We start from the raw sequence: 11,978 nt of genomic DNA on the forward strand, positions 1-11,978 counted from the left end.
GTGCGGTGAACGCAAACGCGCCCTCGTCACCGAAACGGTGCACCAGCGTGTAGAAGGTGTTGCGGGAAATGCCCTGTTCGCGGCACAGGCGGGACACATTGATCTGTGTCCCGCCGGCCACCTTGGCTACTGCTTCCACGATGATCGGATTCATCGAAAACCCTTTTCCGCCCATCCCTGAATGTCACCAGAGTGGACTGTGAGTGTCCTCGATGTCCTGAAACATCAACTGTCCTGCATGTCCTGAACTCAGACACGAGTCCAGAGACTCGTCAACCACTCACAGGAAGAAGGGTCAGGTGAGGTAGCGGTAGGCGGGGCTGCCCGGTTCCAACCGCTCCACCTGCATACGCGAGTTCTCCATCCGGTCGAGCAGGGCACTGAGTTCGTCTGCCTTACCGAGTTCGATACCGACCAGCGCGGCCCCGGTCTCACGGTTGTTGCGTTTGACGTACTCGAACAACGTGATGTCGTCTCCCGGTCCCAGCACCTCGTCGAGGAACCTACGGAGTGCTCCCGGCTCCTGCGGGAAGTCGACGAGGAAATAGTGCTTCAGTCCGAGATGCACCAGCGAACGTTCGAGGATCTCGCCGTACCGTGACACGTCGTTGTTGCCGCCGGAGACGAGACATACGACAGTGGAACCCGGTTCGATCGCCATCGTCTCCAGCACAGCCACCGACATCGCACCCGCAGGTTCCGCGATGATGCCTTCGTTCTGGTACAGGTCGAGCATTGCCGTGCAGATCGCTCCCTCGTCGACCTGGGTGACCGCGAACGATTCACCTGGCCTGCGCACAGAAGCGGGCGCTGCGATGAGCGGCAGCGAGGAGTGGGAAATCACCGCGGCACCGAGTTTCGACATCACGGCGTACGGGAGGTCACCGATCCGCTGCACCGACGCCCCGTCCACGAACGGGTCGATGTCGTCGAGCGTCACCGGCCCGCCTGCCACGAGTGCCGCAGTCAACGACGCCGCACCCGACGGCTCCACTCCGACGAGCGCCGTTTCCGGGGCGCGCTCGCGCAGATACGTTCCTATGCCGGCAATGCATCCACCGCCACCGACCGGGACGACGACGTGATCCGGGGCCTGACCCAACTGATCGAGAATCTCCACGGCAATCGTGCCCTGCCCTGCCGCGGTACGTGCGTCGTCGAACGGGGGAACCATGGTGGCACCGGTACGGGCAGCATCGTCCTTGGCCGCGGCCGCCGCGGCGTCGAAGGTGTCACCGGTGACGATCAACTCGACGAAGTCGCCGCCGTGAACTCGAATCCGGTCGCGCTTTTGTTTCGGCGTTTTCGTCGGCACATAGATGCGCCCCTTGATCGCCATCGCACGGCACGCGAACGCGACGCCCTGGGCGTGGTTGCCAGCGCTGGCGGTGACGACTCCGACGGCACGCTCCGCGCCGGTCAACTGAGCCATCAGGTTGTAGGCGCCCCGCAGCTTGTAGCTGCGCACCACCTGGAGGTCTTCACGTTTGAGGTACACCGTGGCGCCGGTCTCGGCGGACAGGCGGTCACTCACTTGGAGCGGTGTCGCTGCGATCACCTCGGAAATTCGCTCGGCGGCAGCGTCGATCTCACGTGCGTTGATCACGTCGAAGATGTCGGTCGAATCTGCGGTATCGGGCGAGGTAGACACCCGTATATGTTCCCACCTGCCCGGGGTCGGCGCTCACGCGGGTTCACCCGCCGCTGGAGAACTGAGACGGCCGGGGAATGTTCCTGATGTTCGCCTTCGCCATCTGCACCGCTTCGCCGACACCACCGTTCATCACGACCTTGGACATCGCCAAAGCGAAGCCACCGACCTGTTCGCCGGTGATCGTGGGCGGCAACGAGAGTGCGCGGGGGTCGGTGACGATATCGACGAGCGCCGGCCCGTCGTGCGCAAAAGCTTCGCGCAACCCCGATTCGATGTCTGTGGGATTCTCGATGCGTGTCGAGAAGATTCCGAGGGCTGCCCCGACGGCCGCATAGTCGACCGAGGGCACATCCACGCCGAAATCCGGCAGGCCGTCCACCAGCATCTCGAGCTTGACCATGCCGAGGGTCGAGTTGTCGAAGAGTACGATTTTCACCGGCAGCCGGTACATGGCCAGGGTGACCAGTTCGCCCAACAGCATGGACAGGCCACCGTCACCGGACATCGAGATGACCTGCCGTTTCGGCTCCGCCATCTGCGCGCCGATCGCGTGCGGGAGTGCGTTCGCCATGCTCCCGTGCAACGCAGACGTCAGAAAGCGCCGCTTCCCGTTGGGGCTGACGTAGCGGGCCGCCCATACATTGCACATTCCCGTGTCGGCGGTGACGATCGCGTCGGCGGCAGCCACGTCGTCGAGGATCGATGCGGCGTACTCGGGATGAATGGGTGTCCTCTGCCCGACCGGACTCGTGTAGGCGCCGACGACCTTCGTCATCAGGTTGCGGTGCTTTTCGAGCATTCCGTCGAGGAACGAGCGATCCGTCTTACGTTGCACGACGGGAAGCAGCGCCTCCATCGTGGCGGTCACGTCACCGTGAACGGCGAGGTTCACGTCGGTTCTCCGGCCGATGTTCTGCGCATTGTTGTCGATCTGGGCCGTGACGACATCGTCCGGCAGAAACTGGTTGTACGGAAAGTCGGTACCCACCAACAGCAAGAGGTCTGCGCCATGCATGCCTGAATGGGCTGCGCCGTATCCGAGCAACCCCGTCATGCCGACGTCGAACGGGTTGTCGTATTGGATCCATTCCTTACCACGCAAGCTGTGCCCGATCGGAGCACCGAGTTTGTCGGCAAGTTCGATAACCTTGTCCCGGGCACCACGCACGCCTACACCCGCGAAGATCGCAACCTTGTTCGCGGAGTCGATGGCCCTCGCCAACGCCGCGACGTCCTCGTCGGCCGGCACCAAGCGCGGCGCGCGCGTCTCGACGATCGCCGGCGCGGAACCCTCCGCCGGCAATGCGGCGATATCTCCAGGCAGCGTGATGACGGCAACCCCAGGCCCGGCCATCGCGTGAGTGATCGCGGAACCCACGACTCTCGGAGACTGGGCCGGAGTCGAGATCAACTCGTTGTATCGGGAACATTCGACGAACAGACGATCAGGATGAGTCTCCTGGAAGTATTCGAGTCCGACCTGCTCGCTCGGAATCTGGGCGGCGATCGCCAGTACCGGTGCACCCGACCGATCGGCGTCGTACAGGCCGTTGATCAGATGTAGATTGCCCGGCCCGCACGAGCCGGCGCAGACCGCCAACGTACCGGTGATCTGTGCTTCTGCCGAAGCCGCGAACGCCGCCCCTTCCTCGTGTCGCACGTGGACCCAGTCGATACCGCCGTCCTCGGCAGTTCCGATGCGGCGCACCGCGTCGACTATCGGATTCAAACTGTCTCCGACGATGCCGTAGATCCTGTGCACCCCAGCATCACGGAGTTGACGAACGATTTGCTCGGCCACTGTACGGTCACTCACTGATACCTCCGGGGTCGGTCGCGAATGGACAGACTGTCGGCCGAACTACACCGACTCGAGGACGAAGACGGGAATCTCGCGCTCCGTCTTCTTCTGGTAGTCGGCATATGGCGGGAAAGCGGCCACTGCGCGCTCCCACCACGTTGCCTTCTCATCCCCCGTGATCTCCCGAGCAACCATGTCCTGGTTGGTCGTTCCGTCCCGCAGTTCCACGAGCGGGTTCTTCTTCACGTTGTAGTACCAAACCGGGTTCTTGGGCGCTCCGCCGAGCGAGGCGACGATCGCGTAGTTCCCCTCGTGCTCGACCCGCATGAGCGGTGTCTTGCGGATCTTGCCGGTCTTGGCGCCCTTGGTCGTGAGAAGGACGACAGGCATTCCTTGGAGGACAGTGCCTTCGGTTCCTCCGGACTTCTCGATCAGTTCGGCCTGGTCGGCGGCCCAATTGGATGTGCTCCGTTCGAATTCACCTGAAAGTGGCATACGTCCATGAAACACCCGAACAGCCGGTATCGGCCACCGAATCAGGTAGATAACGCACACCCACACATCAGAGTTCGCTGGACCGAACTCTGATGTGGGATTACCCTCGAGTCATGACCACCAGCGAATCGGACGTAGGGCTCGGCTCCCGGCTCCCCTACGTCGACGTCGCAGGAACACGGTGGCCGCTGTACAAACTCGAGGCGCTGATAGTCGGTGTCGTAGTTCTTCTCGGCACATTCGTCGTGATCGGTTCCCTCGAACCCGCTGTCCTCATCGCAGCTGCCGTGGCCGTCACAGTGTGGTGGGGCCGGCGCATCCATCTGCGCCACGGTGTCTAGACCGCCAGGCAGCCCGGCCCGAGCAGGGCCTTGAGGTCTCCCATCAACGCCGAAGACGGCTCCACCCGATAGACGTCGTCCACCTTGAGCATGGTGACTCGTGAACCGCTGATCAACCGAAGGTGTACGTCGGAAGTACCCGGGTGCCGCGTCAGAACCTGCTTGAGTGCCCCCACCTTGTCGGGAGTGCACAGCCGTGTCGGCAAGCTCACCGACAGAGGCTTCGCGACACCCACCGCGGACAGGTCCGGTACCGCGAGGTCGTTCGCGATCAGCGAGATCCGATCATCGCGAATCGACACACGAGCCTTCACCAGAACAACGGTGTCCTCGTTGACGTCCATCCCGTATGCCGCATACGCCTGCGGGAAGAACAGCACCTCGATACCACCGGTGAGATCCTCGAGTTGCGCCGACGCCCACGTCAGGCCGTTCTTGTTGATGCGTCTGTTCACGGAGGCGAGGATGCCGCCGACCGTGACCTGAGTCCCGTCCTTCACGTCGCCTTCGAGAATCGTCGGAATAGCGATATCGGACTGTGCCGACAGCACGTGTTCGATGCCGTTGAGCGGATGCCCCGAGACGTACAGACCCAGCATCTCGCGCTCGAGCGCAAGTTTGTGCTTCGAATCCCATTCCTCGTCCGGGATCTTCACGTTGAACACCGAGGAAATCGACTCGTCCGCATCGTCGCCGCCGAACAGATCGAACTGGCCGATCGCCTCCGCCTTCTTGGTGCCCATCACCGCATCGATGGCGTCGGCATGCACCAACATCAACCCCTTGCGCGGGTGATCGAGCGAATCGAACCCGCCCGACTTGATGAGCGATTCCGTGACCTTCTTGCTGCACGCCGCCGCGTCGATCTTGTTCAGATAATCGGAGAAGTCGACGAACTTCGACTTTTCGTTTCGGGCCTTGATGATCGAGTTGACGACATTTGCACCGACGTTGCGAACCGCGCCCATGCCGAATCGAATGTCCTCGCCCACGGACGCGAAGTTGACCTCCGACTCGTTGACATCCGGCGGCAACACGGTGATGCCCATCTTGCGACAGTCGGCCAGATAGATCGCGGCCTTGTCTTTGTCGTCGCCGACGGAGGTGAGCAAACCCGCCATGTATTCGCCCGGGTAGTTGGCCTTGAGGTAGCCGGTCCAGAACGAGACGAGACCGTACCCCGCCGCGTGTGACTTGTTGAACGCGTAGCCGGCGAACGGGAGGATCGTGTCCCACAGCGCCTTGATCGCGTCCTTCGAGAACCCGTTGTCCTGCATGCCCTTCTCGAAGCCCTCGAACTCGGCCGCCAGCACTTCGGCCTTCTTCTTGCCCATCGCACGACGCAGAATGTCTGCTCGGCCCAGCGAGTATCCAGCCACCTTCTGAGCGATCTGCATGATCTGCTCCTGGTAGACGATCAATCCATACGTGTCGGCGAGAATTTCCTTCAACGGCTCCGCCAACTCGGCGTGAATCGGTCTGACCTCTTGTCGGCCGTTCTTGCGGTCGGCGTAATCGTTGTGCGCGTTCATGCCCATCGGACCGGGTCGATACAGCGCCAGCACTGCGACGATGTCCTCGAACCCGGTGGGCTGCATACGACGCAGCAAATCGCGCATTGCGCTGCCGTCGAGCTGGAACACACCGAGAGTGTCCCCGCGCGAAAGCAATTCGTAGGTGGCCGGATCGTCGAGGGGCAACGTGTCGAGGTCCAGTTCGATGCCGCGGTTGGACTTGATGTTGTCGATCGCGTCACCGATGACCGTGAGGTTTCGCAGACCGAGGAAGTCCATCTTGAGCAGCCCGATGGCTTCACACGACGGATAATCCCATCCCGTGATGATCGCGCCGTCCTGTGCGCGCTTCCACAGCGGTATCGCGTCCATCAACGGCTCGGACGACATGATCACCGCACAGGCGTGGACGCCTGCGTTTCGGATCAGGCCCTCGAGCCCCTTGGCTGTTTGGTAGATCTTGGCGACGTCCGGGTTGGAGTCGATGAGAGTGCGGACCTCGACGGCTTCCTTGTACCGCTCGTGGTTGGGGTCGGTGATACCCGCGACCGAGATGTCCTTCGCCATGATCGGTGGCGGCAGCGCCTTGGTGATCTGATCGGCGATCGCGAACCCCGGCTGCCCGAACTGCACACGCGCCGAGTCCTTGATCGCAGCCTTCGTCTTGATGGTGCCGAAGGTGATGACCTGAGCCACCCGGTCGCTACCCCACTTGTCCGTCGCGTAGCGGACCATCTCACCGCGACGGCGGTCGTCGAAGTCGATATCGATATCGGGCATCGACACACGCTCGGGATTGAGGAATCGCTCGAACAGCAAACCGTGCGGGAGCGGGTCGATGTTGGTGATGCCCATCGCGTACGCGACGAGCGAACCGGCCGCGGAACCACGGCCCGGCCCCACCCGGATACCCACGTCGCGGGCATGATTGATGAGGTCACCGACCACCAGAAAGTAAGCTGGGAAACCCATCTCGAGGATGACGCCGATCTCGTAGTCGGCCCGCGAAAGGTACTCCTGTGGCGGGCCGCTCGGGAACCGCCTCTCGAGGCCGCGCTGCACCTCCTTGCGCAACCAACTTCCCTGGGTCTCCCCCTCCGGCACCGGGAAGACGGGCATCCGATCACGGTGCGTCCACACGTCTTCGTAGGACTGCACCCGCTCCGCAATGAGCAGCGTGTTGTCACAAGCGCCGGGAACCTCGTCGTCCCAGATGGCTCGCATTTCCGCGGCGGACTTGAGGTAGTAGCCGTCGCCGCCGAACTTGAAGCGAGTGGGATCCGACAGGGTCTTGCCCGTCTGAATGCACAGAAGCGCCTCGTGATTCTCGGCTGCATCCTTGGTGACGTAGTGGCAGTCGTTGGTCGCCAGCGGAGGGATTCCCAGCGTCTTGCTGATCTTCAGCAGGCCCTCGCGCACCCGAGTCTCGATCGAGAGCCCGTGGTCCATCAGTTCGAGGAAGAAGTTGTCCTTGCCCCAGATCTCCTGCCACTTCGCCGCCGCCTCGAGAGCCTCCCGTTCGTGACCGAGACGCAGACGAGTCTGAATCTCACCCGACGGGCACCCCGTCGTGGCGATGATCCCCTCGTGATTGGCGGCAATGAGGTCCTCGTCCATGCGTGCCCATTTGCCGAGCTGTCCCTCGATCGACGCGAGCGAGGACAGCTTGAACAGATTGCGCACACCCGTCGAGTTCTCCGCGAACATCGTCATGTGCGTGTACGCACCGCTACCCGAGACGTCGTCCGACTTCTGGCTGCGTTCACCCCACAGCACGCGCTTGGTGTTGAACCGCGACTCGGGCGCGACGTACGCCTCGATACCGATGATGGGCTTGATGCCCTTGTCCTTCGCGACGTTGTAGAACTCACTGGCGCCGTACATGTTGCCGTGGTCCGTCATCCCCACCGCGGTCATCTCCTGCCGCGCGGCCTCGTCGAACAACGGTCCGACCTTGGCGGCACCGTCGAGCATCGAGTACTCGGTGTGGTTGTGCAGATGTACGAACGAGTCAGCCACGTGCGCCTCTCTGAAGGTTTGGGAGCGTTCCGAGTGTAGGCCCTCGGCCCGACACGATCGCTCACCCTCGCGCCGGTGTCGGGCATGCCGTGACCGTGTCACCGTGTGTCACGAACCCTGCCGTCACTCGGGTCACTTCCGCAACGATTGTCCCACTTCGCTCAGTTGTCGGGGACCTGCCCGTCGTCCGGGCCCGGCCCGACGACGACGCGATGCGAAGGCAGCAACGGACGTACCGCGAACTGCCCGTACGGCACGGCGACATCCATCACCTCGACAACGCGCACATCCGGTGTCTGCTCCAGGGCAAAGAGTGCAGCAGGGTCTGCATGTGCCAACACGCCCACGACACATTCACAGCCCATGGCCAACCGTTCGGACGAGACGCCGAGAATCTTCTGCGCGCGCTCGGTCGTCGCTCCGCTCAGTCGAACCTGCGCTGCCGCGAACCCGCTTGCACGCCCCAGAGCCGCGTCCGACGCCCCGACCGCGACGGAGACGACCGGGGTCTGCACCCGATCCAGTGGCACCTGGAACAGCACTCGAGACACCCGCACCGACCCCGCAATGTCACGAACCGTGAAGGTTCCGACCGCGCGCTCGAACGACACCAACCCCCAGCGTGCGTCGGATCCGCTCGCCGAGTCTCGATTCTCGCCCGCTCGGGCGATGTACGCCGCCACAGACTCACCGTTCTCAGGACCGAGCCGGTCGGTGGTTACGGGGCGCGGCAGGGGCGGGTTGAGCACCCCGATCGCGAACAGCAGCGCCCCGGCCGCAGCGAGGGCCACGACCACCTGACCCGCGCGTCGCACCTCAGGTGGCCCGGAGAACTTCGAGCGCATCCTCGAGGTCCTTCGGATACTTGCTGGTGATCTCCACCCACCGGCCATCGGATGGGTGAGCGAAACCGAGGGACCGTGCATGCAGCCACTGCCGCTCCAACCCGAGACGTTCGGCCAGACGCGGATCGGCACCGTAGGTCTGGTCTCCACAACACGGATGCCGAAGCGCCGCGAAGTGCACACGAATCTGATGGGTTCGGCCGGTCTCGAGATGAATGTCCAACAGGCTCGCAGCCTGGAAGGCCTCGACCGTGTCGTAGTGCGTCACGCTGGGTTTACCATCCGCGGTGACGGCAAACTTCCAGTCGTTGCTGCGATGGCGCCCGATCGGGGCGTCGATGGTGCCGCTGCTCGGATCAGGATGCCCCTGCACCAGCGCGTGATAACGCTTGTCGATGGTGCGCTGCTTGAACGCCCGCTTGAGCAGTGTGTAGGCCCGCTCGGAGGTCGCCACCACCATCACACCCGACGTTCCGACGTCGAGTCGATGGACGATGCCCTGACGCTCGTGGGAACCGGACGTCGAAATCCGGAAGCCTGCCGCAGCCAGGCCACCGATCACAGTCGGACCGGTCCAGCCGACGCTGGCATGGGCCGCTACACCCACCGGTTTGTCCACAGCCACCACATCGTCGTCCGAGTACAGAATTTCCATACCCTCGACGGGCTGAGCTTCGATCGTGAGCGGCCGCGGCGGCTCGGGTAGTTGAACCTCGAGCCACGAACCGGCCGTCAACCGATCCGACTTGCCGACCGCACCACCGTCGACGTGAACGGAGCCTTCCTCCGTCAGTTGTGCCACGGCTGTCCGCGACAATCCGAGCAGACGTGCCAGGCCGGCGTCGACGCGCATGGCCTCGAGCCCGTCCGGTACCGGCATGGACCGGGTTTCTCTCGTCACTTCTCTCCCTTCCGGGTGTCGCTGGGGTCGATTCCGAAGAGTGTCAGCGCCACGAGCAGGATCGCACCGCACACGATGGCGGAGTCCGCCACGTTGAACACCGGCCACCACCCGATCGACACGAAGTCGACCACGTGGCCCTGCAAGAACCCGGGTGATCGGAAGAACCGGTCGACCAGGTTGCCGAGCGCACCTCCGAGCACCAGCCCGAGGCCGAACGCCCACCACGAAGAATGCAGTGTTCGCCCGATCCGCACCACCGCGATTACCACTGCAACGGCCACAAGCGTCAACAACCACGTCATGCCCGTCGCCATCGAGAAGGCGGCGCCGGGGTTCCGAACCAGCCGCAGCGACACGATGTCGCCGACGAGCCACACCGGCTCCCCCGGCTCTATTTTGGCGACCGCAATGATCTTGGTGACGAGGTCGAACACCAGGATCACTGCCCCGACCAGGATCAGCAGCGGCATGCGGCGTCGCTCCCGTGGATCAGCCGCATCGTCACCGCCAGGCGGCGGCTCCGCAGCTTTCGGATCGAGATCGGTCCGGTGCTCGGAGTCGGTCTGGTTTTCGAAAGGAGGGTCGTGACTCACGCCTTCATCATCCCTTACGAGGGGAACCTCCGGCTCACGTGGACCCATGGCTACTAGCCTGGGTGTCGTGCCATCGAAGTTCAAAGCATCGCGAACCCGATCCTGCCTGGTTGCGCTGACGCTGTCCCTCGCCACTCTGATCACCTCCTGTAGCGACGACACCGGAACCGGGGAGGCCGGTGCACAGCCGGATTCGCCGCCCTCCGAAGTAACCGTTCCCATATCCGCGGCCGAGGTGGAGGTGATCACGGACGGCGCCGAACCGCGCGAGGTCGTACGCCATCGGCCGCCCCCCGAAGCAACCCAGGACGTGGTCCTGACCACGAGTTCGCAGGTCTCCCAGCAGATCGACGACCAGCCACCACAGGACTTCTCCACCCCTGAACTGACCTTGCCGCTCTCGGCGGAGGTGGCGGAGCAGACGCCGAACACGGACGTGGACGCAGGAAACGACAGCGACCAGCGATCGGCCGACTCGGATCTGCACACCGTCGAACTCACCATCGGAGACGCCGCCACCCCGGATGGCACACTCGACGGCGCGTTGTCACACAGCGAGGGTTCGGGTGTCGACCTGACAGTTCAGCCCAACGGCGCGATCACGGCTCTTCGGATACAGCCGGCCGAAGACGCACCGGACGTAGCTAGGTCCGCAATCGAACAAGCCTTCTACCAAGCTGTTTATCGCACTCTCCCCTTCCCCGACACCCCGATCGGGGTAGGCGCCCAGTGGACGGTCCGCCAGCAGGTAACCAGTGGTATCACGCTCGACCAGACGACGACGGCCACGCTGACCGCACGCGAGGGCAACCGTCTGACCATCGAGTTCGTGGTGGACCAGAAGCCGCGATCCGCGGTCTGGAACCTCGAAGGCGATTCGGGGTCGTTGAACATCGACCAGTACGTCATGTCCGGAAACGGCGGCATGACCATCGAGCTGGACAAGCCACTGCCCGTGGCAGGCACGGTGACCGTCGGCGGCGAGCAGCGCTACAGCGACCCCGGCGGAACGACCCAACTGATGCAGACGATCACGAACCACGTCGAGTGGGCGACGCCGTGACACGGCGCGATCCGAAGGTGCGAGCGGGCTTCGTCGCAGGGGCTGTTCTGATCGCCGTCGCCGGCTGCTCCACCGGGAGCGAACACGAATCGCCTCGACTCGGTCCGATCGGTCCCACTGTGACGATTCCTCCGAACGACACGGCGGGACCACCCCCGGACGACGACGCGCTGCGCGCGCGATTGCTGACATCCGCCGATCTGCCTGTCGGGTTCGTACAGGCTCCGTCCCCCGAAGACCTCGGATTGCCACCCGCAGACGCAACCTCGGAAACGGACAAGTCGAGCACCGACCCCGAACGGTGCGCCGATGTGCTCGCACCGCTCGCCGAACAGAGCGTCGGCGTTGTCGGTTCGGCGACAGTGACGTTCACCGGACCCGACTTCTCGAGTATCGACCAGGGCGTCGCCACCTATTCGGACCCCGAAGCGACGGAACGCGCCTTCGCGACGGTTCAGGAGACACTCGGACAGTGCACCGAATATCGCGGCACCGATGTCGACGGCGTCGAGATCAGCTACGCTCTCGGCGGCCGTGAACAGCGTCCGGCCGGTGACGCCTCGACTGCATACCGGCTCGTCACCACGAGCGAAGGGTTCACCCTCACATCCGATCTCGTCCTCGTCGCGGTGGGAAACTCCCTCGTGCAGTTGGCCGCCACCGGGCAGACTCCGATCGACCCCGGAGTCTTCGCCGAGATGACCGATACCGCGGTACGCAAGCTTTCCCAGCCGCCTGCGTAGCGGACA

11 protein-coding genes are annotated in these 11,978 nt (G+C 63.7%); 3 read left to right on the top strand and 8 right to left on the bottom strand.

The window, feature by feature from the left end:
- From ACZI8Q_RS07345 to ACZI8Q_RS07360, 4 genes are all read right to left on the bottom strand, one after another.
- On the bottom strand, positions 1 to 175 hold a 175-nt coding region (locus ACZI8Q_RS07345; protein WP_463372563.1), incomplete at its 3' end, for a helix-turn-helix domain-containing protein.
- A 120-nt stretch (positions 176 to 295) separates the two neighbouring features.
- Entirely contained in the window at positions 296 to 1,651 is a 1,356-nt protein-coding gene (gene ilvA, locus ACZI8Q_RS07350; protein ID WP_463372857.1) for a threonine ammonia-lyase IlvA, read from the bottom strand.
- Between the two features lie 43 nt (positions 1,652 to 1,694).
- A complete protein-coding gene (locus ACZI8Q_RS07355) occupies positions 1,695 to 3,470 on the bottom strand; it encodes a pyruvate dehydrogenase (RefSeq protein WP_463372858.1) in 1,776 nt (591 codons plus the stop codon).
- A gap of 45 nt (positions 3,471 to 3,515) precedes the next feature.
- Positions 3,516 to 3,950 carry a nitroreductase family deazaflavin-dependent oxidoreductase gene (locus ACZI8Q_RS07360; protein WP_463372859.1) on the bottom strand — a complete coding sequence of 145 codons (435 nt, stop codon included), beginning with the start codon at positions 3,948 to 3,950 and terminating at the stop codon, positions 3,516 to 3,518.
- Positions 3,951 to 4,063: 113 nt separating this feature from the next.
- Between ACZI8Q_RS07360 and ACZI8Q_RS07365 the strand changes: the two genes are divergently transcribed.
- The gene (locus ACZI8Q_RS07365) at positions 4,064 to 4,291 is read left to right on the top strand and encodes a hypothetical protein (protein WP_463372860.1); all 228 of its coding nucleotides are present in this window, start codon (positions 4,064 to 4,066) and stop codon (positions 4,289 to 4,291) included.
- Here ACZI8Q_RS07365 and dnaE read toward each other — a convergent pair.
- The 4 genes from dnaE to lspA form a co-directional block, all read right to left on the bottom strand.
- A complete protein-coding gene (gene dnaE / locus ACZI8Q_RS07370) occupies positions 4,288 to 7,824 on the bottom strand; it encodes a DNA polymerase III subunit alpha (RefSeq protein ID WP_463372861.1) in 3,537 nt (1,178 codons plus the stop codon). The two genes, ACZI8Q_RS07365 and dnaE, sit on opposite strands and share 4 nt — an antisense overlap.
- A 161-nt stretch (positions 7,825 to 7,985) precedes the next feature.
- On the bottom strand, positions 7,986 to 8,669 hold the full coding sequence (locus ACZI8Q_RS07375; protein ID WP_463372862.1) for a hypothetical protein: 684 nt from the start codon (positions 8,667 to 8,669) through the stop codon (positions 7,986 to 7,988).
- The gene (locus ACZI8Q_RS07380; RefSeq protein WP_463372887.1) at positions 8,641 to 9,549 is read right to left on the bottom strand and encodes an RluA family pseudouridine synthase; all 909 of its coding nucleotides are present in this window, start codon (positions 9,547 to 9,549) and stop codon (positions 8,641 to 8,643) included. The genes ACZI8Q_RS07375 and ACZI8Q_RS07380 overlap by 29 nt, the downstream gene beginning before the upstream one ends.
- 17 nt (positions 9,550 to 9,566) lie before the next feature.
- Complete coding sequence (gene lspA, locus ACZI8Q_RS07385; RefSeq protein ID WP_463372863.1) at positions 9,567 to 10,166, bottom strand: signal peptidase II; 600 nt, start codon at positions 10,164 to 10,166, stop codon at positions 9,567 to 9,569.
- Between the two features lie 67 nt (positions 10,167 to 10,233).
- On the opposite strand from lspA, the gene ACZI8Q_RS07390 reads away from it, so the two are divergent.
- Together ACZI8Q_RS07390 and ACZI8Q_RS07395 are read left to right on the top strand one after the other, a co-directional pair.
- A complete protein-coding gene (locus ACZI8Q_RS07390) occupies positions 10,234 to 11,229 on the top strand; it encodes a hypothetical protein (RefSeq protein WP_463372864.1) in 996 nt (331 codons plus the stop codon).
- Positions 11,226 to 11,972, top strand: a complete 747-nt coding sequence (locus ACZI8Q_RS07395) for a sensor domain-containing protein (protein WP_463372865.1) — start codon at positions 11,226 to 11,228, stop codon at positions 11,970 to 11,972. The genes ACZI8Q_RS07390 and ACZI8Q_RS07395 overlap by 4 nt, the downstream gene beginning before the upstream one ends.
- The last annotated feature ends 6 nt before the right edge of the window (positions 11,973 to 11,978 follow it).

The organism is Rhodococcus quanlei, from assembly GCF_055231015.1.

Bases quoted from the DNA above. Each gene is read 5' to 3' on its own strand.
- ACZI8Q_RS07360 (WP_463372859.1), bottom strand. From the start codon at position 3,950: ATGCCACTTTCAGGTGAATTCGAACGGAGCACATCCAATTGGGCCGCC.
- ACZI8Q_RS07365 (WP_463372860.1), top strand. From the start codon at position 4,064: ATGACCACCAGCGAATCGGACGTAGGGCTCGGCTCCCGGCTCCCCTAC.
- ACZI8Q_RS07375 (WP_463372862.1), bottom strand. From the start codon at position 8,669: ATGCGCTCGAAGTTCTCCGGGCCACCTGAGGTGCGACGCGCGGGTCAG.
- ACZI8Q_RS07380 (WP_463372887.1), bottom strand. From the start codon at position 9,549: ATGCCGGTACCGGACGGGCTCGAGGCCATGCGCGTCGACGCCGGCCTG.